30 protein-coding genes and 1 riboswitch are annotated in these 19,945 nt (G+C 63.8%); of the genes, 7 read left to right on the forward strand and 23 right to left on the reverse strand.

Going from position 1 to position 19,945, the window contains the following annotated elements; all coding sequences use genetic code 11:
• Nucleotides 1-296: DinB family protein (locus FJ423_RS13145; RefSeq protein ID WP_140842285.1), on the reverse strand; the 296-nt coding region annotated here is incomplete at its 3' end.
• Between the two features lie 61 nt (nucleotides 297-357).
• On the opposite strand from FJ423_RS13145, the gene FJ423_RS13150 reads away from it, so the two are divergent.
• Nucleotides 358-1,050: a glutathione S-transferase family protein gene (locus FJ423_RS13150; protein ID WP_140842287.1), complete on the forward strand. Its 693-nt coding sequence runs from the start codon at nucleotides 358-360 to the stop codon at nucleotides 1,048-1,050.
• Nucleotides 1,051-1,074: 24 nt separating this feature from the next.
• Nucleotides 1,075-1,371, forward strand: a complete 297-nt coding sequence (locus FJ423_RS13155) for a DUF1905 domain-containing protein (protein WP_140540923.1) — start codon at nucleotides 1,075-1,077, stop codon at nucleotides 1,369-1,371.
• A gap of 53 nt (nucleotides 1,372-1,424) precedes the next feature.
• On the opposite strand, the gene FJ423_RS13160 is transcribed toward FJ423_RS13155, so the two are convergent.
• Entirely contained in the window at nucleotides 1,425-1,658 is a 234-nt protein-coding gene (locus FJ423_RS13160) for a hypothetical protein (RefSeq protein ID WP_140842289.1), read from the reverse strand.
• Nucleotides 1,659-1,816: 158 nt separating this feature from the next.
• On the opposite strand from FJ423_RS13160, the gene ndk reads away from it, so the two are divergent.
• Together ndk and FJ423_RS13170 are read left to right on the forward strand one after the other, a co-directional pair.
• Nucleotides 1,817-2,239 (forward strand): nucleoside-diphosphate kinase, encoded by a 423-nt coding sequence (ndk, locus tag FJ423_RS13165; RefSeq protein WP_027165590.1) that lies wholly within the window; start codon nucleotides 1,817-1,819, stop codon nucleotides 2,237-2,239.
• Nucleotides 2,240-2,402: 163 nt separating this feature from the next.
• The gene (locus tag FJ423_RS13170) at nucleotides 2,403-2,651 is read left to right on the forward strand and encodes a hypothetical protein (protein ID WP_140842291.1); all 249 of its coding nucleotides are present in this window, start codon (nucleotides 2,403-2,405) and stop codon (nucleotides 2,649-2,651) included.
• Here the strand turns inward: FJ423_RS13170 and FJ423_RS13175 are convergent.
• The 10 genes from FJ423_RS13175 to FJ423_RS13220 all read right to left on the reverse strand — a co-directional run bounded on the left by FJ423_RS13175 (nucleotide 2,626) and on the right by FJ423_RS13220 (nucleotide 9,789).
• Entirely contained in the window at nucleotides 2,626-2,970 is a 345-nt protein-coding gene (locus FJ423_RS13175) for a DUF190 domain-containing protein (RefSeq protein ID WP_140700021.1), read from the reverse strand. The two genes, FJ423_RS13170 and FJ423_RS13175, sit on opposite strands and share 26 nt — an antisense overlap.
• A gap of 32 nt (nucleotides 2,971-3,002) precedes the next feature.
• Entirely contained in the window at nucleotides 3,003-3,425 is a 423-nt protein-coding gene (crcB, locus tag FJ423_RS13180; RefSeq protein ID WP_246680161.1) for a fluoride efflux transporter CrcB, read from the reverse strand.
• Between the two features lie 18 nt (nucleotides 3,426-3,443).
• Nucleotides 3,444-3,899: a fluoride efflux transporter CrcB gene (gene crcB / locus FJ423_RS13185; protein WP_140842293.1), complete on the reverse strand. Its 456-nt coding sequence runs from the start codon at nucleotides 3,897-3,899 to the stop codon at nucleotides 3,444-3,446.
• A 98-nt stretch (nucleotides 3,900-3,997) separates the two neighbouring features.
• A riboswitch (Fluoride riboswitch) is annotated at nucleotides 3,998-4,060 on the reverse strand.
• Nucleotides 4,061-4,282: 222 nt separating this feature from the next.
• On the reverse strand, nucleotides 4,283-4,552 hold the full coding sequence (locus FJ423_RS13190; RefSeq protein ID WP_095767050.1) for a hypothetical protein: 270 nt from the start codon (nucleotides 4,550-4,552) through the stop codon (nucleotides 4,283-4,285).
• A 181-nt stretch (nucleotides 4,553-4,733) separates the two neighbouring features.
• Nucleotides 4,734-5,144 carry a YbaY family lipoprotein gene (locus FJ423_RS13195; RefSeq protein ID WP_140842295.1) on the reverse strand — a complete coding sequence of 137 codons (411 nt, stop codon included), beginning with the start codon at nucleotides 5,142-5,144 and terminating at the stop codon, nucleotides 4,734-4,736.
• A 134-nt stretch (nucleotides 5,145-5,278) separates the two neighbouring features.
• Nucleotides 5,279-5,758, reverse strand: coding sequence for a molybdenum cofactor biosynthesis protein MoaE (locus FJ423_RS13200; protein WP_140842297.1), 480 nt, complete (start codon nucleotides 5,756-5,758; stop codon nucleotides 5,279-5,281).
• A 1-nt stretch (nucleotide 5,759) separates the two neighbouring features.
• Complete coding sequence (moaD, locus tag FJ423_RS13205) at nucleotides 5,760-6,017, reverse strand: molybdopterin converting factor subunit 1 (RefSeq protein WP_095767047.1); 258 nt, start codon at nucleotides 6,015-6,017, stop codon at nucleotides 5,760-5,762.
• 9 nt (nucleotides 6,018-6,026) lie between these two features.
• Nucleotides 6,027-6,623, reverse strand: coding sequence for a CDP-diacylglycerol--glycerol-3-phosphate 3-phosphatidyltransferase (pgsA, locus tag FJ423_RS13210; RefSeq protein ID WP_095767046.1), 597 nt, complete (start codon nucleotides 6,621-6,623; stop codon nucleotides 6,027-6,029).
• A gap of 314 nt (nucleotides 6,624-6,937) precedes the next feature.
• A complete protein-coding gene (uvrC, locus tag FJ423_RS13215) occupies nucleotides 6,938-9,028 on the reverse strand; it encodes an excinuclease ABC subunit UvrC (protein WP_140842299.1) in 2,091 nt (696 codons plus the stop codon).
• Nucleotides 9,025-9,789 carry an SDR family oxidoreductase gene (locus FJ423_RS13220; RefSeq protein WP_140842301.1) on the reverse strand — a complete coding sequence of 255 codons (765 nt, stop codon included), beginning with the start codon at nucleotides 9,787-9,789 and terminating at the stop codon, nucleotides 9,025-9,027. The genes uvrC and FJ423_RS13220 overlap by 4 nt, the downstream gene beginning before the upstream one ends.
• Before the next feature lie 413 nt (nucleotides 9,790-10,202).
• Between FJ423_RS13220 and FJ423_RS13225 the strand changes: the two genes are divergently transcribed.
• Nucleotides 10,203-10,856 (forward strand): outer membrane protein, encoded by a 654-nt coding sequence (locus FJ423_RS13225; RefSeq protein ID WP_095767043.1) that lies wholly within the window; start codon nucleotides 10,203-10,205, stop codon nucleotides 10,854-10,856.
• A 153-nt stretch (nucleotides 10,857-11,009) separates the two neighbouring features.
• Here the strand turns inward: FJ423_RS13225 and FJ423_RS13230 are convergent, their stop codons facing one another.
• The 5 genes from FJ423_RS13230 to FJ423_RS13250 form a co-directional block, all read right to left on the reverse strand.
• Nucleotides 11,010-11,423, reverse strand: a complete 414-nt coding sequence (locus FJ423_RS13230) for a GFA family protein (RefSeq protein ID WP_095767042.1) — start codon at nucleotides 11,421-11,423, stop codon at nucleotides 11,010-11,012.
• 86 nt (nucleotides 11,424-11,509) lie between these two features.
• Nucleotides 11,510-11,881 (reverse strand): TfoX/Sxy family protein, encoded by a 372-nt coding sequence (locus tag FJ423_RS13235; protein WP_140842303.1) that lies wholly within the window; start codon nucleotides 11,879-11,881, stop codon nucleotides 11,510-11,512.
• A 256-nt stretch (nucleotides 11,882-12,137) separates the two neighbouring features.
• A complete protein-coding gene (locus FJ423_RS13240; protein ID WP_095767040.1) occupies nucleotides 12,138-12,734 on the reverse strand; it encodes a glutathione S-transferase in 597 nt (198 codons plus the stop codon).
• A gap of 273 nt (nucleotides 12,735-13,007) precedes the next feature.
• Nucleotides 13,008-13,385 carry a hypothetical protein gene (locus FJ423_RS13245; protein WP_181174787.1) on the reverse strand — a complete coding sequence of 126 codons (378 nt, stop codon included), beginning with the start codon at nucleotides 13,383-13,385 and terminating at the stop codon, nucleotides 13,008-13,010.
• A 411-nt stretch (nucleotides 13,386-13,796) separates the two neighbouring features.
• Nucleotides 13,797-14,327, reverse strand: coding sequence for a DinB family protein (locus tag FJ423_RS13250; protein ID WP_140842305.1), 531 nt, complete (start codon nucleotides 14,325-14,327; stop codon nucleotides 13,797-13,799).
• A 104-nt stretch (nucleotides 14,328-14,431) separates the two neighbouring features.
• Between FJ423_RS13250 and FJ423_RS13255 the strand changes: the two genes are divergently transcribed.
• Complete coding sequence (locus tag FJ423_RS13255) at nucleotides 14,432-15,022, forward strand: TetR/AcrR family transcriptional regulator (RefSeq protein ID WP_095767038.1); 591 nt, start codon at nucleotides 14,432-14,434, stop codon at nucleotides 15,020-15,022.
• A 281-nt stretch (nucleotides 15,023-15,303) separates the two neighbouring features.
• Here the strand turns inward: FJ423_RS13255 and FJ423_RS13260 are convergent, their stop codons facing one another.
• From FJ423_RS13260 to FJ423_RS13270, 3 genes are all read right to left on the reverse strand, one after another.
• Nucleotides 15,304-15,756, reverse strand: a complete 453-nt coding sequence (locus tag FJ423_RS13260) for a hypothetical protein (RefSeq protein WP_095767037.1) — start codon at nucleotides 15,754-15,756, stop codon at nucleotides 15,304-15,306.
• 164 nt (nucleotides 15,757-15,920) lie between these two features.
• Nucleotides 15,921-16,283 (reverse strand): DoxX family protein, encoded by a 363-nt coding sequence (locus tag FJ423_RS13265; RefSeq protein WP_140842307.1) that lies wholly within the window; start codon nucleotides 16,281-16,283, stop codon nucleotides 15,921-15,923.
• Nucleotides 16,284-16,319: 36 nt separating this feature from the next.
• Entirely contained in the window at nucleotides 16,320-16,742 is a 423-nt protein-coding gene (locus FJ423_RS13270; RefSeq protein ID WP_140842309.1) for a VOC family protein, read from the reverse strand.
• A 181-nt stretch (nucleotides 16,743-16,923) separates the two neighbouring features.
• Between FJ423_RS13270 and FJ423_RS13275 the strand changes: the two genes are divergently transcribed.
• The gene (locus tag FJ423_RS13275; RefSeq protein ID WP_140842311.1) at nucleotides 16,924-17,679 is read left to right on the forward strand and encodes a helix-turn-helix domain-containing protein; all 756 of its coding nucleotides are present in this window, start codon (nucleotides 16,924-16,926) and stop codon (nucleotides 17,677-17,679) included.
• Nucleotides 17,680-17,692: 13 nt separating this feature from the next.
• On the opposite strand, the gene FJ423_RS13280 is transcribed toward FJ423_RS13275, so the two are convergent.
• The 3 genes from FJ423_RS13280 to FJ423_RS13290 are packed head-to-tail and all read right to left on the reverse strand — an operon-like array spanning nucleotide 17,693 to nucleotide 19,877.
• On the reverse strand, nucleotides 17,693-18,541 hold the full coding sequence (locus FJ423_RS13280; RefSeq protein WP_140842313.1) for a 23S rRNA (adenine(2030)-N(6))-methyltransferase RlmJ: 849 nt from the start codon (nucleotides 18,539-18,541) through the stop codon (nucleotides 17,693-17,695).
• Between the two features lie 58 nt (nucleotides 18,542-18,599).
• Nucleotides 18,600-19,226 carry a hypothetical protein gene (locus tag FJ423_RS13285; RefSeq protein ID WP_140842315.1) on the reverse strand — a complete coding sequence of 209 codons (627 nt, stop codon included), beginning with the start codon at nucleotides 19,224-19,226 and terminating at the stop codon, nucleotides 18,600-18,602.
• The gene (locus FJ423_RS13290) at nucleotides 19,227-19,877 is read right to left on the reverse strand and encodes a TetR/AcrR family transcriptional regulator (protein WP_224627610.1); all 651 of its coding nucleotides are present in this window, start codon (nucleotides 19,875-19,877) and stop codon (nucleotides 19,227-19,229) included.
• Between the last annotated feature and the right edge of the window lie 68 nt (nucleotides 19,878-19,945).

Below are 19,945 nucleotides of genomic sequence, written 5' to 3' on the forward strand. Positions count from 1 at the left end.
ATCCCGCCCACCCAGTCGACGATCCTCCTGTCCTCGGCCTCGCGCGCCAGCCTCAGGGCCGGCAAGGCGTGGTAGAGCATGGCGGCGGTGTTCGAAGGCGCGTCGCCCTCGCCGGTGAAGCGCTTCATCCATACGCGGTCGACGGCGAGCAGATGGTTGAGCGTGCCGAGCATCGAGCCGAAGACGGCGCCGACGTCGCGACCGAGCTCTTCTTCGGCAAGATCGGCGGCGGCATCATAGAGACGGCCATTGGCCCATTGATTGTAGGCCGCAAACATCATGAAATGCTGCTTCATTCTTCCCACCCGGCTTGACCCGAATCCGGGCCCTTCGTAACCCGCAGCAACGGACCCGCCAATGACCATTCTGCTCTATGACCTCGTCGGCCATGACGTCGCCCGCCCGTTCAGCCCGCATTGCTGGAAGACCAAGATGGCACTGGCGCATAAGGGACTTGCCGCCACCGACGTGCCGACGCGCTTCCTGGAGGTGCCGAAAGTCGAAGGCGGCGTGTCGAAGACGGTGCCGGTGATCCGCGACGGCGAGCGGGTTGTCGCCGATTCCTTCGCCATCGCGCTCTATCTCGACGAAGCCTATCCGGAACGGCCGACGCTGTTTTCCGGCGAAGGCGGCAAGGCGATGGCACGCTTCATCGAGCGCTGGTCGCAGCTCACCATACACCCCTACATCGCGACGGTGGCGCTGACCGATCTGCATGCGATGCAGGACGAACCGAACGCTGCCTATTTCCGCGAGAATCGCGAGCAGCGCTATGGCAAGCGCCTGGAAGACGTCGTGGCCAACCGCGATGCCGGGCTCCCGGCCTTCCGCGCTGCGCTGGAGCCGCTGCGCTCGACCCTCGCCTACCAGCCTTTCATCGGCGGCGAGGCGCCGCTGTTTGCCGATTACATCGTGTTCGGCGCGCTGCAATGGGGCCGCATCGCCTCGCCTTTCCGGTTGCTCGACGACCGCGATAGTATCGCCCGCTGGTTCGAGCGCTGTCTCGACCTGCATGGCGGGATCGGCCGGCAGGTCGCGGCGGCGGCGTGAAGTCTACGAGTGTTGGGGGCTGGCATGTTGCGCTATGAGATGCGAGCCGAGATTTGGGTCTACCCGGGCAAGGGCGGCTGGCATTTCGTGACACTACCGGTGGAGTTCGCGGCACGGATCAAGGCGGCGATGGCGGGGCTGGCGCGCCCTTGGGGCTCGCTCGGCATCACGGCGGCGATCGGCAAGACCAGGTGGCAAACATCGCTCTTTCCCGACAAGGCGTCCGGCAGCCTTCTGTTGCCCGTCAAGGCCTCGGTGCGCCAGCGCGAAGGTCTCAAGGCAGGGGATTCGCCGACGCTGACCATTGAGGTCGAGCTTTAGATCAGAGCCGACTGAAGCCGACCGGTCAAAATCCTGTGCAGTGCCATTCGCGTCTACTTTGACGTGTCCTTGTCGCGCGCGTCCCCGTTCGGCGCATTGCCGTCGGCCAGCCTCACGCAGATCGGATCGCCCTGTTCCATGCGCACGCACTGCCATTCCGGGCCGAAGCCGAAATTCTGCTCCGCGCGCTGCGGGAAGAACAGCAGGGCGAAGACAGCCAAGGCAAGAACCACGGCCACTAAGACAATGCCCGCCATGTCGCCGCGACTGAGGTAGGGCCAGTTCATTTGCCTCAGCTCCAAGCTGCGTCCAGCGCGTTCGCAGCCGTCCAATTATCCCGCAAAGCGCTCGCCTTGACCAGAAGCCGCCTCCCCTTGGCAAGCCGCCGGGCGGCTTGTATAGAGCCCGCCACTCCAGTTTCCATTCCCACAACAAGGACGACCCTATGGCGATCGAACGCACCTTCTCCATGATCAAGCCGGACGCGACCAGGCGCAACCTGACGGGCGCCATCACCAAAATGCTGGAAGACGCCGGCCTGCGCGTCATCGCATCGCGCCGCGTGTGGATGAGCCGCCGCGAGGCGGAAGGGTTCTACGCCGTCCACAAGGATCGCCCGTTCTTCGGCGAACTGGTGGAATTCATGTCGTCGGCGCCGACCATCGTGCAGGTGCTGGAGGGCGAGAACGCCATCGCCAAGAACCGCGAAGTGATGGGCGCCACCAATCCGGCGAACGCCGCCGAGGGCACCATCCGTAAGGTACATGCACTGTCGATCGGCGAGAATTCGGTGCATGGCTCGGACGCGCCCGAAACCGCCGCGCAGGAGATCAAGTACTGGTTCTCGGACACTGAGATCGTCGGCTGAGGCGCAAGCTCGAGTTTCACGGAACGGCCCGCTCCAGCGGGCCGTTTTTGTTTGCAACGGGTGGTCACATCCGCCGCCTGCCCTAGGTTCAGCGAAATTGGCAAAGTAGCGCTGGGCGTCGACGGCTGTGAGCCGCGCTTCCGCCGAACCGAGGGAGGGAGGCATGATCAAGCCTCATGTTTCTGAAAGTGGCCTTGCCTATCCGGATGACCTCGCCCTGTTGAAGCGTATTTATGACGAGGTCTGCGAGGAGCGCGGCATCGTCTTAGGCAGTCCCGAGGCGTCGGACTTGGCGATAGAGGCGATGAGACTGTTTTCCGCCGGTGTCTTCGATGAAGCTGCGATCGGCCGCCGTCTCCGAGGCGGTGACGGGGAGACCGGGGAGTTCAATCCCCGTCACCGTAGCGGATGACTTCCACCTTCTCCCGGGTGATCAGGCAGCTCTTCGTCCTGGTCAGTGCCTTGATCTCTGGGATCAGCGCATCGATCTTCTCCGGCGCGTCGACGATCTCGACGACGATGGGCAAATCCTGCGACAGGCGCAGGATCTTGGCGGTGTGGAGCACGCTGGAGCGGCCGAAGCCGAGTGGGCCCCTCAGCACCGTGGCGCCGGCCATGCCGGTCTCGCGCGCCTTGATGACGATTGCTTCATGCAGCGGCTTGCCGTCGGCCGCCCTGTCGTCCTCGCCGAAGAAGATCCTGAGCAGCGCGCATTGCGCGGGAAGTTCCATGTTCTCTTCTCCCTGATCACCTGTGTGGCCCATCACCTATTGGCCGACTGCCTGTCGACCGGCAGGCGATTGAGCCTGGACGCCATGAGATAGCCCAACCACGCGGCGGCGAGCGACAGGCCGACCACACTGATGAGATAGGTCGCGGCCAGCGGCAAGTCGCCCTCGAACAGCAGAGTGAAGGTGTCGAGGCTCATCGCTGAAAAGGTGGTGAGGCCGCCGCAGAAGCCCGCCATGACGAAATTGCGACTGGCGGGACCGACCATCATGCGGCCGTCCGGCCCGGTCAGCGTGGCGAAGACCATGATGACCCAGGAGCCGACGACATTGACGAAAGCGGTCGACCACAGCGCATTCAGACCGAGCAGCGAGACGATGACATAGCCCGACAGGAAGCGGGCCAGCGAGCCGATCGCCGCGCCGCAGCCGACCGCCAGATAAAGTCGCATTGCCATCTGTCTATCCACCATCGCTCAGCCCATAGCCCCGGTGGTTGAGCCAACCACCCAGGTGGTTGACCCAACCACCCAGGTGGCTGACTCAGCCACCCAGACCACCGCCCAAAAGCCGAGTGCGACGAACAGCACGCACAGCACCGACGAAGCGACGATGTTGAAGGCGGCGAGCCGCCCCTCACCGTCGACCGCAAGGTTGACCGTCTGTAGGCAGAAGGACGACACCGTGGTGTAGCCGCCGAACAGGCCGACGACGATCAGGTCGCGCACGAGATCGCTGGCGAAGACGCCGCCGACCGAGCGTGCCGCGCCGGCGAAGGCACCGATGGCCAGGGCGCCGGAAACATTGACCAACAATGTACCCCAGGGAAAGGTCTCGCCGATGGAACGGCCGACCACGCCGGAGAGGAAAAAGCGGGAAATGCCGCCGAAGAAACCGCCGATCAGGACCAGGGCGCAAGCCGCAAGGGTCATCGCTTCAAAGCCTTTCCAAACGCGATCCCAAGCCGGAATCACTTCATAAGAACAGGCACGAAGCGAAGCGGAAAAACAAATCCTGCCGCGCGAGAGCACGCCTGGCAGGAGTCATCAGCCCATAAGGGCGGTTTCGGGGGAACCCCATCCCCATTTTCGAGGGAACCTAGGCGGTCGCAACAACGCGGTCAATTGCGACGTGCTTGAATGACGGGCAGAACCGTCGAGACGGTCAGGCCAGCCAGAGCATGATGCCGAAAAGCGTGAAGCGGCTTTCGGACGACATCATGCTCTGTTGTTTTCGACGCAATTCGGGACGGAAAACCGCGCCCCGTTTTTCCCGGAATTGCTCATAAAACCCGCCGCCCCCCGGCGGGCAGACGTCATTTGGCTTGACGGTCTTTCACATTCGCATGGGCGTTCGCTGCCTCGGTATCGGTAGACGGCGTCTTCGTCTCCTCACCGGTGAACGGACTGCCCTGTCCAGGCGCAAGGTCGCCGCTGTGGCCGGCCTTGTTGGTCTGGAACGGCTGGCTGTCTGGGCTGAGGCCATGCTGCTCGGCATTGAACAGATGATCGTCCGCCCGGGCAACGCCGGCAAAGGCAATCAGCGATACACCCGCGGCTGCGAGGATAAGCGTGCGCTTTTTCATGTCTGGTCTCCTTTGAGTGGCCAGATCGAGCCCGCGCATTCGGTCTGGCGGCTTAAGTGAAGGGACATTGTCCCTTTGCCTGCCCGCCATCTGCATAAGTCAACGCCCGGCGTTGCTGGTTTATTCCGGAGAAAACGGTGTCCAGGCGCAAAAGTTGCGCGGTCGGGGTCGGCGCGCGACGTCAGCGCGCCATTTTCAGCAGAACCGTCTGAGGCTTACCCGCCAGCGGATCGACCTGATGACTTGTAGCGGTGAACATCAGCCGTTCGCCAACGGTAATACGCGCCTGCAGCGTATAGGTCCGGCCCTTCTGGATCGCCTTGGGATCGAAACCGAATTCGAACCTGATCGGCACTTGGCCGGTGGGCGCTATCCTGCGCCTGGCGACAACGGTTGCCGGCGCATCGGCCAGCGAAACATCGGCGAGCTCGACCACGAGCACGGCATCGGGCGGCAGCGCGATGCGCTCGCGGTAAGTCACCTCGCCCGCGATCGTCATTTCGCCGGCGTTGGTCGCTTCCGGCACGGCAAGCACGCCGACCACCAGCGGCACCAGCCCGAAGATGAAGAATTCCGCGATGCGGTCCAGCATGAGATTGCTCCCGCCAAGCAAATCAAACCACCCGGCAGGCTTGGGAAGGATTGCGGTCGTTCGATGGCCGAACGGGAGTTTTTTCTGATGCATGTCGTTGCCCAGAGCTGCTGCACAGTTCTGGGCGACATGCATTATTCGCCCTGTTTCTTCCAACGGTCCGCAGCTTGATCGTCAGCCTCCTTGGCCTCGACCCAGCCGCCCTCGGAGCCGTCGGCGCGGTGTTCCTTCTTCCAGAAGGGCGCACGCGATTTCAGGTAGTCCATCAGGAAATTCGCCGCCTCGAAGGCCGCCTGGCGGTGCGACGAGGCCGCGACCACCAGCACGATATTCTCGCCCGGCGCTATCTTGCCGTGGCGGTGGATGACGGTGAGCCCCTGCAGGGGCCAGCGCCCGGCGGCCTCGGCGGCGATGCGGCCGATCTCGGCCTCCGCCATGCCGGGATAGTGCTCGAGCTCGAGCGCCGAGAGCGCGCCCTGTTCGTCACGGCAAAGGCCGGAAAAAGTGACCACGGCGCCGATATCGGTCCGGCCTTTGGCCAGGCCGGCGATCTCGGCGGCGACGTCGAAGTCCTCGCGCTGGATGCGGATGCCGGGCACGACCGCGCCGGCCATGTCAGCCCCCGGTCATCGGCGGAAACAGGGCGATCTCGCGCGCGCCTTCGATCTTCTCGCGATGGCCGACATGCTCCTGGTTGATGGCGACGCGGATGACGTCAGGGTATTGCAGCGCGTTCTCATACTCCTCGCCGCGCGACTTCAGCCAGCGCAGCAGATCGGCGACCGTCTCGATGCCGGCAGGCAAGTCGACGTCCTCTTCCGGCTTGCCGATCCGCTCGCGCACCCAGGCGAAATAGATGAGTTTCGTCGACATCCGCGCTTCCTACTCGTCCATGATGTGCTTGAGGCCGGCGCGGAAATAGTCGTAGCCGGTGTAGAGCGTGACAAGTGCCGCGACCCACAGCAGCACGAGGCCGATCTGCGTGGTCAGCGGAAAGATCTTGTCGCCGGCCGGGCCGACCAGCAGGAAGGCGATGGCGACCATCTGTATGGTGGTCTTCCATTTGGCGAGCTGGGTCACCGGCACCGACACCTTCAAGGCGGCCAGATATTCGCGCAGGCCCGAAACCAGGATCTCGCGGCACAGGATGATGATTGCCGCCCATAGCGACCAGCCGGCGATGCCGCCATGGCGGTCGGTGTCGGCGGCAAGCAGGAGCAGGCAGGTGGCGACCAGCAATTTGTCGGCGATCGGGTCGAGCATCTTGCCGATGTTGGAAGTCTGCTGCCAGGCGCGCGCGAAATAGCCGTCAAAGTAATCGGTGATCGAGGCAAGCAGGAAAATGACCAGCGCCGACCAGCGGGCGAAGTCGGACGACTTCAGGTGGCCTTCAAGAAAAAAGCACAGCACGACCAGCGGCACCGCGATGATGCGGGCATAGGTAAGGATGTTCGGCAGGTTGAACGCGCGCTGTGCCATGTCGTCTCGGGAAATCTCCACCGCCAGACGTACTCAAATCAGAAGCCAATGTAGGGGGTCAACAGCCGAGATTCGATTGACCAGGGAAAAATGGCGCGAAGGTCGGCGTGAAGCACCCGCTCTGGTCTGGGCATTCCACGTCAGAGGCAGAGATTGGCAACTTCGATGTATACTCTTCTTGCAACGTTGGGATTGGCGAAGCCTAAGCAACTTCGTCATCCACGGGCGGAGCGGGAGCGAAGCGGACGCTCCAAGGTATGGCACCCCTCACCACACCGACGCCTTGGTCAACCTTCCATGCTCGCGACCAGCCCTCAGCTCTCGTGGAAGTGATTGTAGACCAGCTTCGCCACGTGCTCGGAAATGCCGTCGACCTTGACAAGGTCCTCGACCGCGGCGCGGCTGACTGCCTTGGCGGTGCCGAAGGCGTGGAGCAGCGCGCGCTTGCGGCCGGGACCGATGCCGGCGATCTCGTCGAGCGGGCTTTTGACCATCTCCTTCTTGCGGCGGGCGCGGTGGGAGCCGATGGCGAAACGGTGCACCTCATCGCGCAGGCGTTGGACGAAATAGAGCACCGGATCGCGCACCGGCAGCATGAAAGAGTCCCTGCCCTTGACGAAGAAGCGCTCGCGGCCGGCGTCGCGGTCCGGGCCCTTGGCGATACCGATGGCCACCACCCTGTCCTCGACGCCGAGATCGGCAAGAATCTGGCGCACGGCCGTCATCTGGCCCTGGCCGCCGTCGATCAGGATGACATCCGGCCAGGCCGGGAAGCCGCCATTGCCGGCGACCAAATCCTCCTCGCCGGCTTCGTCCTCGACGGCCGAGCCGGGCTGGACGTCCCCATGCTCCTTGAGCAGCCGCGAAAAGCGCCGCTGCATCACTTCGCGCATCATGCCGAAATCGTCGCCCGGCGTGATCTCGGTGGAGCGGATGTTGAATTTCCGGTACTGGTTCTTCACGAAACCTTCCGGTCCGGCGACGACCATGGCGCCGACCGCGTTGGTACCCATAATGTGCGAGTTGTCGTAGACCTCGATGCGCACCGGCGGCTTTGCCAGGCCGAAGGTCTCGGCGAAGCCGGCGAGCAGCCGCGCCTGCGTCGAGGTCTCGGCCAACCTGCGGCCAAGCGCCTCGCGCGCGTTCTGCAGCGCGTGGTCTGTCAGTTCCTTCTTCTCGCCGCGCTGCGGCACCGAAATCGTAATCTTGCGGCCGGCATGTGTGGAGAGCGCCTCGGCGAGCAGTTCCTGTTCCTGCGCGGCCTGGGAAAGCAGCAGCGTGCGCGCCGGCAGCTTGTCGTCATAGAATTGCGCCAGGAACGAGCCCAGCACCTCCGCCGGCTCCAGCGCCGGATCGGCCTTGGGGAAATAGGCGCGGTTGCCCCAGTTCTGACCGGTGCGGAAGAAGAATACCTGGATACAGGTCTGGCCGCCCTCCTGGTGGATGGCGAAGACGTCGGCCTCCTCGACCGTCTGCGGGTTGATGCCCTGATGTGCCTGGACATGCGAGAGCGCCGCAAGACGGTCGCGGTAGATGGCGGCGCGCTCGAAATCGAGTTCTTCGGAGGCCTGCTGCATGGCGGCCGAGATTTCGGTCTTTACCTTCTGGCTGCGGCCGGAGAGGAAGTCCTTGGCCTCGGCGACCAGCTCGGCATAGCCCTGATGCGAGATCTCGCCGGTGCAAGGCCCGGCGCAGCGCTTGATCTGATAGAGCAGGCACGGCCTTGTGCGGTTCTCGTAGAAAGAGTTGGTGCAGCTTCGAAGCAGGAAGGCGCGCTGCAGCGAATTGATGGTGCGCCCGACGGCGCCGGCGGAAGCGAAGGGGCCGAAATAGTCGCCTTTTCGCGAGCGCGCGCCGCGATGCTTGTAGATGCCGGGCGAGACATGGTCGCCGGTCAAGAGGATATAGGGGAAGGACTTGTCGTCCCGCATCAGCACGTTGAAACGGGGCCGCAGCCGCTTGATGAGGTTGGCCTCGAGCAGCAGGGCCTCGATCTCGGTGCGGGTGACGACGAATTCCATTGTCGCCGTCTCGCGCACCATGCGGCCGATGCGGGCGGTGTGGAAGCGCCCCTGCGCGTAATTGGTGACGCGCTTCTTCAGGCTGCGCGCCTTGCCGACATAGAGAACGTCGCCGGCGGCGTTCATCATGCGATAGACGCCGGGCTGGTTGGGCAGCCGCTTGACCAGGGTCTGGATCACCTCTGCGCCGACCATGCCGTCGGCGTCGCCGGCATGCGGCGTCCAGTCGATGGCCGTGAAGGCGACCTCGGGGCCGGACGGCAAAGGCTCGGCCTCGACGATCTCCTCCGTCGCCTCGTCCTCAACGTCCATCTCGGGGTCGATATCGGGCGGCAGATCGTCGGCGGCGCCGTTTCGTTTGTCTCTTTGGGCTACGGGACTCATTCCACCATGCCTGTCACATCGGGCGTCTGCCACGCAAGATGCTGGCCGCCATCGAGCGCGATCATCTGGCCGGTCACCGAGCGCGCTTGCCACAGATAGCGGATCGTGGCGCCGAATTCGGGCAATTGCGGGCCGCGCTTCAGGATCAGGCCCTCGATCTGGCTCTCGAAATCATCGTCATCCTGGCGCTTGTTCTTCAGTGTCGGGCCGGGGCCTATGGCGTTGACGCGGATGCGCGGCCCGAGCGCCTGTGCAAGCATTTGCGTTTGCGTCCACAGAGCCGATTTCGACAGCGCATAGGAGAAATAACGCGGCGTCGGCCGCCAGACGCGCTGGTCGATGATGTTGACGATCAGCCCCTCCCCGTCTTGCGGCAGCGCGCGAGCAAGGTTCTGCGCCAAAAGCGCCGGCGCCTTCACATGGATGGCGAAGTGGCGGTCCCAGGCTTGCCAGTCGAAATCCTCGACGCGATCGTCGACGAACAAGGAAGCGTTGTTGACCAGCAGCGTGACGGGTCCGAGCGCCGCCTGCGCGCGACCGACAAGATCACCCACGGCATCCATGTCGGTGAGATCGGCGGCGACAACGGCGGCGCGGCCGCCACCGGCCACGATCTTCTTCGCCAGCGCCTCGGCCTCGTCGCCGGAGCGATTGGCGTGGATGGCGACCGCAAAGCCATTGGCGGCCAGATCCTCGACGATCGCCTTGCCGATCCGCCTTGCTCCACCCGTCACCAGCGCGACGATCGTGGCTTGTCTCATGGTGTCAATCCTCAATCGGCTTCACGATTCCGGGAAGCCGGCACAATGTGACGGGCCAAGCGTTAAATGCCATTTCCACCTGGGGCAGGAATGTGGCGAAGCGGCCCGGACGCGCCTCCGCCCCATCGGATTCGGGGCGCCGTTCCCGGCAATATATGTCGCCGGACCCCTTGAACCAAGCGGTCTGCGGCGCAACATGACTAGCCTGCTGACATTCGCTGTTGCGAAGATGCAACGTCAACTTTCGGCCTTATTCGCGCCGGGGAATGACCCAAGTTCAGGTTCGCTTCAGCCGCATTTCAGCACGACATTCGGAACCGTTGAGCGCCAAGCCCGTTTATCCCCCCGGACGGGCCGGGGCGTTTCATGAACAAAAAAGCCTAAGTGTCTTGTGGCTTAAGGAGAGTATAACAATGAAGACCAATCTCAAATTCGCGCCGCTTGCCGCTGCGCTCGGGCTGTTCGCCTTTGCTGGCACCGCCTTTGCGGCCGACGTCGTTTCCGAAGAGCCGCCGGCTCCCGCCCCGGTTGCCGAGCTTCCGGTCGCTTCCTGGGCTGGCCCCTATGCCGGTATCAGCCTCGGCTACGGCTTCAGCGGCCATGCCGATGCTCGTGACGCCGGCGTCAATGTGAAGACCAAGGGCTTCATCGGCGGCGTGTTCGGCGGCTACAACTGGCAGCAGGATAACTTCGTCTACGGCGCTGAAGCCGATCTCGGCTACAACGGCGTCAAGGGCGACAGCGCTGGCATCAACGCCAAGGGCGGCCTCGAAGGCTCGCTGCGCGCTCGCCTCGGCTATGCCGTGACCCCGGAAATCCTGCTTTATGGCACCGGCGGTCTCGCCGCCAAGAACCAGAAGATCACGGATAGCGTCACCGCCACTGACGAGAGCAAGGCAATGCTCGGCTGGACGGCCGGTGTCGGCACCGACATCAAGATCACGGACAACGTGTTCGGCCGCGTCGAGTACCGCTACACCGACTACGGCGACAAGGACTTCGGCGCCCTCGGCAACGTCAAGTCGAAGGACAACCGCGTCACCTTCGGCGTCGGTATGAAGTTCTAAGTCGTAGAAGCCACGACACGAAAAAGCCGGGCCTTGAGCCCGGCTTTTTTTGTGTTTGCAATCCTGTCCTTCTGCCCTTGTCGGGAGCTTGCCGGTTTCGAGAAGTTTGAGCGAGCAGGCGACAAAATTCACGCGAGCCGTATCGCCCTGACTTCAGGGAGTCGGCGTCGACGGCGCCTGCTGGAAATCCTCATGGACTGGAATCGACTGCAGCCGGTCGAGCCATTTTGCTCTTGAGCGCATCATGACTTGCGCATCCGCACGGTACTCGCCCGGGTCGTCCAGCGTGGCGGCGTGGACATGGATCTCGGCAGGCCATCGGTCGGAGCGGAAGTAGAGCCTCGCGCCGCAGGACGGGCAGAAACCGCGAAAAGTATTCGGGCTGCTTTCATAGTGCCTGATGTCGCCACTCCAGCTCAGCTTGTCCGGCCTCATTCCCAGAAAGGCCGTGAAGGGGGCGGATGTCGCCCGCTGACAATCGGTACAGTGACAGACCAGGTTGCGCGTGATCTCGCCTGAATAGGTCCAGGCCACAGCACCGCACATGCAATGCCCATTGAGTGCCATTGCTTCCTCCCCTGGCCGTTCGTTCCTCGAGGCCAGCTCAACAACACTGACCCATCGCGGTCCGCAAGGCCGATGCGACGAGCGGCTTACGCGCGTTTCTTTGCGACCTTGGCGGGTTTCGGCGGCAAAGTTTCGACGAATGCCAGCGCAAGGCCGAGCCAGCCACGGAGATCCGCCTCCGTGGCTGTGCCTTCCGGCGCGACATGGACATACCCTTCCATCGAGCGCCCGCCCATTTCCATCGGGCTTGCACGGGGCCGTGCGACTGCGGCCGCATGCGCGGCCTTGCCGACACGCACTAGCAAGCCGCGCTTCGACGTGCCAATCAGCATGTTGCCGTCGATCATGAAGCAGGTGCCGCCGAACATTTTCTGCTCGGTGAAGGCGCGCCGGTCGAGCGCCGCACGCAGACGCTCGACCATAGGGTCGGGCGCGAGGCTGGTTGAGGGCTTTGCCATGTCTCCACTCCGACTTGGGCGGTGTCAGGCAAGCATGGAAACGGACGGGGTTCAAGGCGGTCTTCCCCTTCTCCCCTTGTGGGAGAAGGTGGCCGAGCGAAGCTCGGACGGATGAGGGGTGCTCCAGCTTGACGCATTCATCAGCGATGGACGGCACCGGGTTCGCCAGAGTCCCACTCCGTCCAACACCCCTCATCCGTCTCGGCGCTGCGCGCCGATCCACCTTCTCCCACAAGGGGAGAAGGAGGCGCCGCCGTCACCCCGGCACGCTGCCCTTCAGCTCCGGAAACTTCTCATCAAACCTCGCGGCCCAGCGCACGAGCCGGCTGCGGCCCTTCTCCCATTGGCCGGGAAAGCGCAGCGCCAGATAGCCGAGGCAGGCGCGCAGCGCCATATGGCCGGCGGTGATCTTCTTCGGCAGCTTCGGCGGGTTGGCGTTGATGAGGTCGAGCGCGGCGGTGACCTTCGCCCACTGGCGATCGAGCCAGGGCTGGTAGACCATCGTTTCCGGACGCGTGCGTCGTTCATAGACCATCGACAGCGCGCAGTCGCAGATGCCGTCGGCCAGTGCCTCGAGAACTTCCGCTTCGAGCCGCTTGTCGGGATTGCGAGGGAACAGCGCATTCTTCGACAGCCGGTTGAGATGTTGTGTGATGGCGCGGCTGTCATGGACCGACCGGCCGTCCTCCAGCACCAGCACCGGGATCTTGCCGAGCGGATTGGCCGAGATCAGCTCGGCCGGCTTGTCCTCCGTCTTGACCGGCACGAGATCGATGGCGATCCCGGCATGGAGGGCCGCCATGCGGACCTTCGAACTATAAGGAGACGTGGGCGCGTAAAGCAGCTTCGGCATGATCGGCTTTCCAGTTTGTCTGCGGCACTGTTGACCGAATGGGTCTCCAGGGCAACGGCCCAGCAAGGCCGATCCAGCTTGGCCAATGCATTTTTGACGCCCGGGCGCGGCAACAAAAAAAGCTCCCGGAAGTTTTGCCTGGCAGCAAAATTACCGAGAGCTTTAGGAGGAGCGTGCGCTCCGACTCCGCTCGCCGTGACACCGAATTGGCGAGAGGGGTGCCTGAGTGGCACCCGCCCTCACCTGTTGCGGTTCGCGAGCGAAGCTACGCGATTACTTCTTGGCAGCCGGCTTCTTGGCCGGAGCTGCCTTCTTCACGGCTGCCGGTGCCTTGGCGGCGGCGGCCTTCATCGGAGCCTTGGCGGCGGGCTTGGCCGCGGCCTTCGCTGCCGGCTTCTTGGCGGCGGGCTTGGCCGCCGGCTTTGCCGCTGCCTTGACGGCGGGCTTGGCCGCAGCCTTCGCTGCCGGCTTCTTGGCGGCGGGCTTAGCCGCAGCCTTCGCTGCCGGTTTCGCTGCTGCCTTGGCCGGGGCCTTGGCGGCTGCCTTCGGTGCGGCTGCCTTCTTCACTGCTGCAGGTTTCGCGGCAGCCTTAGCTGCCGGCTTCTTTGCCGGCGCTTTCGCCGCCGGCGCCTTGGTTGTCGTCTTTGCCATGCGATGCCCCTTGCGTTTTGCCAATGGTCGTGAGTGACCCGGCGTGTCTATGCATATCTGACTCGCGACTGTCTAGCCAGCGAAGCAACACAATGATTTTCAGTTATTGAATTTTGGTTACACGAAACGCTTTAAGATGCATCTCATGGAAAAATTGTGAGCGAATCTATCACTTTCGACGTGACGGCCTGGCGCACAGATTTTCGCGCGGCTTCTATCGCCTGATCCTCCATCGACCAGCGGCATAACCTTGCATCACAATGTGAGCAGAGTGCTCATAATAGACAAGAGGCCGTCGAAAGTCGACTTCATCTTGTCCAGCAGAAACATCTACAGACGAACCGGCCAGATGCGACGACCAAAGCTTGAGCGCTTTAAAGTGAGCTTAAAGCTCATATTCACGCGCCGCATTCAAACGCCCGCCGGGTGGCGTCCGCGCCGCAGGCGGCGCGCCGGCTCGGCCTGGTGCAGATGGACGGCGTAGGTGTCCCAGGGCGGCGAGAGCGCGATGGCGGCCAGCATGCGGCCGATTTCGCCGCGATGGTAGCTGCCGTGCAATACGATATGGATCAGCATCTCCTGCCTCGTCATGCAGCCCCTGTCGCCGTCAGTGAAGGTGAAAGCGACAGGATCGGCAAGCCTTTGCTCCGAAACGGCTTCGAGATAGTCGAGATACCAGCCGTCGATCTCGGCCAAGGCGGCGCGCAACGCGCGTGGCTCGGGCGTGTCCGGCGTATTGTCGCTCGCATAGCCATGGGCGACTCCCTTCAGATGCGCGGCAAAAATCCGCGCCACGACATGGATATGGTTCATCAGGCGGATCGCGGCGTGGCGTTCCCCGGCGTCGCGAGACGGATCCATCCCGGCAAGCTTCTCCACCAGCTCGTCGTTCGCCCGGGCCTGGTAGGCGAGCATGCCCTTCAGCAAGGTCTTGGCACTCATCTTTGCCGCCCCATTTGCGTTGGTGAATTGAATGTGAGTATCCTGTCTATATTCTCGGGAGACGGGCCAGCATGTCTACTCGCGTTGCAAAGCCGGCCGCACGCATGCGCAAGCAGCCGCGCCAGGCGCGTTCGATCGCTACCGTCGAGGCGATCATCGAAGCCGGTGCTCACGTTTTGAGCGAGCTCGGCTGGGCAGGTTTTTCCACCAACAAGGTGGCAGAGGCCGCGGGCGTCAGCATCGGCTCGCTCTATCAATATTTCCCCGACAAGCTCGCCCTGGTCGAAGCGATCCGGCGCCGCCACTTCGATCATGTGCTGTCGGTGATTCGCGAAGCGGCGGCCGACGAGAAGCCGCTCAGGCAATTCGCGCGCGAGCTGGTGCGCGGCATGATCGGCGCGCACTCGATCCATCCGACGCTGCACCAGGTGCTGCTGGACGAGGCGCCCGGCGACCGCGGCTCGCGCGCCGCCCATGCCTCGTTCCAGGCGCGCTATCTCGAACATTATGCGGCTGCCGTCGCGCAGTATCGCAAGCGCCGCAAGGATACCGAGACGATGGCGCGCGTGCTCTCCTCGGCGATCGAGGGCGTGATCCACAACGCGGCACGGCGCAACATGCTCGACGCGCCGGAATTGCAGAAGCAACTGGTCGAGCTGATCGAGGCTTACGTATCGGGCCACAAGGCAGCCTGAGTGAGCGGCAGCGGAGCTGGCTGTGAGCGGGAGCTGCTTGCATGGCTCCGGCGGCGACCTCTGAAAACCAGAAGCCAACTTCCGACAGGTCGGCGGGACAGCGCCCCATCTCCCCACAAGGGGGGAAATCAGATGGCGCGCCGGCTTTCGCCAATCACCAAGGCTGCAGAATGCAGCTGGACGCCGAAGCCGCTAATCTCCCCTCTTGTGGGGGAGAGGCCGGCAGGCCAGAGGGGGGCGCCGTAGAGCGCCGACCTCAATGTCTACCAGCCCGCAAAATATTATCGCAGCACGCGGCAGCGGCCGTTGTACACCAGCCACCGGTCGAAGCCGGAGACGCAGAATTCGACATTGTCGCCGATCGAGGCAAAGCCCTGGCCTTCCTCGATCAGGTAGAAGATCGAACGGTCGCGGCCGTCCGTCAGGTTGACGGTGGCGCGGCAATAGTGGCGGCCGATCGGCCATTCATCGCTCGCCGGCTCATAACGATGCTGGCGGATGTTGCGGAAATCAGTGATCGCGACGTCCGGCAGATGCGGCACGTGATGCACCTGATAAGAGAAGCGGTCGGTGATCTTGTTCAGCACCCAGGCCTCGCCGCAGACGCTGCCGTCATCCTCGGTGTAGATGGACAGGTCGGCGGCATGCGCTGCCTGGCTGAAGCCCAGCGATGTGGCCAACGGGGTGCATAGCGAAATCAGCGCGGCAAGGGCGGAATGGGCGAAGCGAGTCATGACAGCCTCTCAAGGTCGGTTCCGCACACTGTGCGGGAGCACTTGGCGGCGGTCAAGCGGTTGCGAAAACAATGGTTTCCGTAAAACTTCGTTCCAGACTTCACCGGCTAATTGGGTTGCATGGAGATTTAGGTCAGCCGGCCTGATCTGAAACCCCATCCAACCTAAACTGTGCCGGCAAGCAGCAGCCCGCCGATGACGGCAATGTTGATCAGGAATGCGTTGCGCAGGACCTGCCTCGCGGGCTCCTCCACGGCCCAGAAGCGTAGCAGCATGACGTTCGTCGCCAGCGTGAAGGTGGCGAGCGCACCGGCGGCAAAGGGCCGAGTTATGCCAACGGCAAGCAGGAAACCGGCAGCGACCTCGACCGTCGAACCGACGGCCAGCATCAAGGCCGGAGCCGGAAATTTCTGCGCGGCCAGATAGTCGCGCATCGCGCCGAATTTCAGGAAATGCTCGATGCCGGCGAAGACGAACACGCCGCCGATGAGGAGAGCGCCAAGCGCTTGAACGGATTGAACGGGCATGACGGCCTCCTCTCTCGACGACGCGCTTCGCTTTGCTCAATCCAGCGGAATGAAGGCCGGGTTGTAGACGACCTCCCACAGATGATCGTCGGGATCCTGGAAATAGCCGGCATAGCCGCCCCAGAAAGTCTTTTGCGCCGGCTTGACCACGCGTGCGCCGGCCTTGACGGCCTCGGCCATCACGGCATCGACCTCGGCCTCGCTGCCGACATTGTGGCCGATGGTGAGCTCGGTCGGGCTGCGGCCGCTCTGCGGCACCGTCGCGTCATGGGCGATGCTGGACCGTTCGAAGATGGCGAACTTCAAGCCGCCGGCGAGTTCGAAGAAAGCGACGGCGCCATGCTCGAATTCCCGGCCGATGATGCCTTCCGTCGGCAGGCCGAGGCCGTCGCGATAGAATTTGAGCGACACTTCCAGATCGTCGACGCCGAGCGTCAATACGGTGATGCGAGCTTTCATTTTCTCTCACTCCTTTCTATATTCGTGACCACAGCCGCAAACGGATGCGGTCTGAGAGCGCGTGAAGCGCGGTGAAGTTGCGTCCGTTTTGCCATGGATGACGTGGCCGGCCTTGAAGATTTCGGCCAAAATGACCGTCACACCGATCCGGCAACTCCCGCTGGAGCAGATCGGAGAGAGAATGGAACCGGTCCTGGCGCAGACCACCGGCTTCTTTCGCGAGCGGCCCGTCGCTGGCGGCCTTGCCGCTGCCTTCTGCGCGGTCTGGGTCCACCGCATGGACAACCGCGCCGTTCCGCCCATCGTCATCACGCCGGATGCGACGATCGACCTGCAATGGATCGACGGCCGCTTCCGCGTGGCCGGCCCCGACAAGGAGCCGCAGATCGAGCGGCCTGCCGCGGGCGCGGTGATCGTCGGCTTCCGCTTCCGGCCCGGCGCCGCCGCCGGTTGGCTGGGCGTGCCGGCCAGCGAAATCGTCGGCGGGCGGCTCGATCTCCAGAAATTATGGGGTACGCGTGCCCGCGAACTATCGGATCGCATCAAGGCTGCGACCGATCTGCCGGCCATGCTGCGGCAGTTGGAAGAGACGGTCGGCATACGCACCGAAGGCCGCGATGCGCTCGACCCGCAGATGGGCCGGGCCTTCGACGTCATCCACAAAGGTTTGCCGCCGGAAACGCCGCTGGTTCCCTTCCTGCAGCGCCAGCTGCATATGAGCGAACGGACGCTGCGGCGCCGCTTCGAGGACGCCTTCGGTTATGGCCCCAAGACGCTCGACCGCATCCTGCGCTTCCATCGGTACCGGCGCTTGCAACGACAGCAAGGCGACGCCTCGACCGCGCTGCTCGCAATCGAGGCCGGCTATGCCGACCAGGCGCATCTGATCCGCGAAAGTCGGCGGCTGACCGGTGTTACGCCCACGGCGCTGGTTTAGGCGATGCGGTCGCCTACTTGCCCGCCAGCCACTCGAGCGACCAGAGCGACTGTTGCCGGAGGGCGAGAACCTTGTGGAGGGCCGGCAACAGGACCTTCAATTCGCTCTCCAGCGTATAGGGAGGATTGACCACCACCAGCCCGCTGCCGTCGAGGCTGGGCTCGTTCGAGGCGGGCCGGATCTCGAAGGCGATGTCGAGCAGCTTCGGAATGCCGGTCTCCGTCAACGCCGTGCGGAAAGCGGTGACCGCCTTGCGGTCCTTGATCGGATACCAGAGCGCGTAGATGCCGCCCGGCCAGCGCCGATGCGCCTTCTGCAGGCCTTCGACAAGCCTGGAGAACTCGCCCTCCTCCTCGAAGGGCGGATCGATGAGGACGAGGCCGCGCTTTTCCTTCGGCGGCAGTTGCGCGCCGAGCGCCAGCCAGCCGTCGAGCTCGATCACCCTTGTCTGGAAATCGCCGGCAAAGACCGATTTCAGCCGCGCGGCATCCTCGGGATGCAGCTCGATCGCCGTCAGCCGGTCCTGGCTGCGCAGGAGATGGCGCACGATCAGCGGCGAGCCGGGATAATGCTTGAGGCCGCCGTCGGGATTTCGCGCGCGTACCGCTTCCAGATAGGGCTGAAGCAGCGCCGCCGCTTGCGGCTCGAGCGCGGACTCTACCAGCCGGCCGATGCCGGTCTGCCATTCGCCGGTCTTGCCGGCCTCGACCGAGGCAAGATTGTAGCGGCCGATCCCGGCATGGGTGTCGATGACGCGAAAAGCCTTGTCCTTCTGCTTGAGATATTCGACGAGGCGCGCGAGCACGGCATGCTTGACGACATCGGCGAAATTGCCGGCGTGGTAGGCGTGGCGATAGTTCATGCGCGCTTATCTCCAGAGAGCATGATGTCGAGCGAGAACCGCTTCACACTTTTCGGCATCATGCTCGTGGCGAACCGTTGCGGCCCCAGCGCGGCGGTGGCGGCTGCGAATTGGGATTTTGCGGGCCACCGCCGCGGCGCCCGAAGACCAGCGAAACCGCCAGTCCGGCAAGGCCGACGCCCATCAGCGTATAGCCGGCCGGCCGCGCGCGTTCGTCGATCGAGCCGGTGTCCGCGCGCAGGATGAGATCGACCGCGCGCATGGCGATGCCGTCGGCATCGCCGGGTCCGACGGTGAAGAGGTAAGGACCGGGCACGACCTTATCGATGACGCCGGCCTCGTCGCGAAAGATCTTGTCGGGCAGTTGCGGGCTGGCCTGGCGCGGATTGTCCGTGTGGTTGAATGAGAGCGCCGAGGCCAGCACCGTACGGCCGCCATGCGCTGCGGTCAGCGTCAGCACCGTGCGCTGCTGGCCCGCGACGCGCTCGGCCCGCGCGGTCAGGTCGACCAGCACCCTTACCGGAGCGTCGCTTGCGGCAAGTTGCACGGTGGCGGGCCGGAAGCGGCCGCCCTCATAGACGCGATACGTGCCGATGGGGTGGCCGGAAAAATTGCTCATCGCCCAGGGATAGAAGATGCCGATGGCGGCACCGGCGATGAGGAGAAGGACACACAGGAAGCGCATTCAGAGCCTTGGTTTCTGAGCGAGATCGCTGCTATTTTTGGCGGGTTCGTTTCGCGCAGCTTCGCGGACCCGCTCCATCTCGTCCAGAAACATTTCCAGGCCAAGCTCGAAAGTCTTGTCGAAGCCGGCGGCGCCGAAATAGGCGCCGGCCTTCACGACGCTCGGATAGTCGCGCGCCAGCTCCTCGTCGCTGACGGTGGTGACCGCCGAAGGCCCCTTGGCATAGCCGGCCGTCTCGTCGAGGATGGCGCCCATCAGATAGTAGCCTGCGGCGCGGAACAGGCGGGCGCTGAGCTCGGGGCCGAAGCCGCCATCCTCGAACAGGCCGATGATGGCGTTGAGCTTGGCGAGGCAGGGCGGCGAGTTCATTCGGTAGACGACGATGAACGGCGCAAAGGCCGGGTGCTCGGTGGCGACGCGCCGGAATTCCTGCATGCCGATGCGGGCCCGCTCGCGCCAGGGCAGCCTATCGTCGGGGATTACAAGCCCGCTCATCTGGCGGTCAACTAGCGCCTCGTAGAGATGCGCCTGCGAGGGGAAGTGGTGATAGATGCTCATCGCTTCGCAGCCGAGCCTGGCGGCGAGCTTGCGCATCGAAAAGCCGGAAAGCCCTTCCCGCTCGATCACCTCGAAGGCGGCGTCCTCGATCATGTCGCGGGAGAGTTTTCCGCGGGGTCGCTTTTTTCTGCTCGGTGCATCCATGGCGCTTGACAACTTAC

Source organism: Mesorhizobium sp. B2-8-9 (assembly GCF_006439475.1).
Taxonomy (GTDB): domain Bacteria; phylum Pseudomonadota; class Alphaproteobacteria; order Rhizobiales; family Rhizobiaceae; genus Mesorhizobium.

What these genes read in the sequence shown, in the direction of transcription:
- FJ423_RS13170 (WP_140842291.1), top strand. Translation starts at nt 2,403, where the DNA reads ATGATCAAGCCTCATGTTTCTGAAAGTGGCCTTGCCTATCCGGATGAC.
- FJ423_RS13245 (WP_181174787.1), bottom strand. Translation starts at nt 13,385, where the DNA reads ATGGCAAAGACGACAACCAAGGCGCCGGCGGCGAAAGCGCCGGCAAAG.
- pgsA (WP_095767046.1), bottom strand. Translation starts at nt 6,623, where the DNA reads ATGGCACAGCGCGCGTTCAACCTGCCGAACATCCTTACCTATGCCCGC.
- FJ423_RS13235 (WP_140842303.1), bottom strand. Translation starts at nt 11,881, where the DNA reads ATGGCAAAGCCCTCAACCAGCCTCGCGCCCGACCCTATGGTCGAGCGT.
- FJ423_RS13255 (WP_095767038.1), top strand. Translation starts at nt 14,432, where the DNA reads ATGCGCAAGCAGCCGCGCCAGGCGCGTTCGATCGCTACCGTCGAGGCG.
- FJ423_RS13270 (WP_140842309.1), bottom strand. Translation starts at nt 16,742, where the DNA reads ATGAAAGCTCGCATCACCGTATTGACGCTCGGCGTCGACGATCTGGAA.
- FJ423_RS13290 (WP_224627610.1), bottom strand. Translation starts at nt 19,877, where the DNA reads ATGATCGAGGACGCCGCCTTCGAGGTGATCGAGCGGGAAGGGCTTTCC.
- FJ423_RS13250 (WP_140842305.1), bottom strand. Translation starts at nt 14,327, where the DNA reads ATGAGTGCCAAGACCTTGCTGAAGGGCATGCTCGCCTACCAGGCCCGG.
- FJ423_RS13280 (WP_140842313.1), bottom strand. Translation starts at nt 18,541, where the DNA reads ATGAACTATCGCCACGCCTACCACGCCGGCAATTTCGCCGATGTCGTC.
- FJ423_RS13190 (WP_095767050.1), bottom strand. Translation starts at nt 4,552, where the DNA reads ATGAAAAAGCGCACGCTTATCCTCGCAGCCGCGGGTGTATCGCTGATT.
- FJ423_RS13230 (WP_095767042.1), bottom strand. Translation starts at nt 11,423, where the DNA reads ATGGCACTCAATGGGCATTGCATGTGCGGTGCTGTGGCCTGGACCTAT.
- moaD (WP_095767047.1), bottom strand. Translation starts at nt 6,017, where the DNA reads ATGTCGACGAAACTCATCTATTTCGCCTGGGTGCGCGAGCGGATCGGC.
- FJ423_RS13155 (WP_140540923.1), top strand. Translation starts at nt 1,075, where the DNA reads ATGTTGCGCTATGAGATGCGAGCCGAGATTTGGGTCTACCCGGGCAAG.
- FJ423_RS13160 (WP_140842289.1), bottom strand. Translation starts at nt 1,658, where the DNA reads ATGAACTGGCCCTACCTCAGTCGCGGCGACATGGCGGGCATTGTCTTA.
- uvrC (WP_140842299.1), bottom strand. Translation starts at nt 9,028, where the DNA reads ATGAGTCCCGTAGCCCAAAGAGACAAACGAAACGGCGCCGCCGACGAT.
- FJ423_RS13175 (WP_140700021.1), bottom strand. Translation starts at nt 2,970, where the DNA reads ATGGAACTTCCCGCGCAATGCGCGCTGCTCAGGATCTTCTTCGGCGAG.
- FJ423_RS13225 (WP_095767043.1), top strand. Translation starts at nt 10,203, where the DNA reads ATGAAGACCAATCTCAAATTCGCGCCGCTTGCCGCTGCGCTCGGGCTG.
- FJ423_RS13220 (WP_140842301.1), bottom strand. Translation starts at nt 9,789, where the DNA reads ATGAGACAAGCCACGATCGTCGCGCTGGTGACGGGTGGAGCAAGGCGG.
- FJ423_RS13150 (WP_140842287.1), top strand. Translation starts at nt 358, where the DNA reads ATGACCATTCTGCTCTATGACCTCGTCGGCCATGACGTCGCCCGCCCG.
- ndk (WP_027165590.1), top strand. Translation starts at nt 1,817, where the DNA reads ATGGCGATCGAACGCACCTTCTCCATGATCAAGCCGGACGCGACCAGG.
- crcB (WP_246680161.1), bottom strand. Translation starts at nt 3,425, where the DNA reads ATGGCAATGCGACTTTATCTGGCGGTCGGCTGCGGCGCGGCGATCGGC.
- FJ423_RS13195 (WP_140842295.1), bottom strand. Translation starts at nt 5,144, where the DNA reads ATGCTGGACCGCATCGCGGAATTCTTCATCTTCGGGCTGGTGCCGCTG.
- FJ423_RS13285 (WP_140842315.1), bottom strand. Translation starts at nt 19,226, where the DNA reads ATGCGCTTCCTGTGTGTCCTTCTCCTCATCGCCGGTGCCGCCATCGGC.
- FJ423_RS13260 (WP_095767037.1), bottom strand. Translation starts at nt 15,756, where the DNA reads ATGACTCGCTTCGCCCATTCCGCCCTTGCCGCGCTGATTTCGCTATGC.
- FJ423_RS13265 (WP_140842307.1), bottom strand. Translation starts at nt 16,283, where the DNA reads ATGCCCGTTCAATCCGTTCAAGCGCTTGGCGCTCTCCTCATCGGCGGC.
- FJ423_RS13275 (WP_140842311.1), top strand. Translation starts at nt 16,924, where the DNA reads ATGGAACCGGTCCTGGCGCAGACCACCGGCTTCTTTCGCGAGCGGCCC.
- FJ423_RS13200 (WP_140842297.1), bottom strand. Translation starts at nt 5,758, where the DNA reads ATGGCCGGCGCGGTCGTGCCCGGCATCCGCATCCAGCGCGAGGACTTC.
- crcB (WP_140842293.1), bottom strand. Translation starts at nt 3,899, where the DNA reads ATGACCCTTGCGGCTTGCGCCCTGGTCCTGATCGGCGGTTTCTTCGGC.
- FJ423_RS13240 (WP_095767040.1), bottom strand. Translation starts at nt 12,734, where the DNA reads ATGCCGAAGCTGCTTTACGCGCCCACGTCTCCTTATAGTTCGAAGGTC.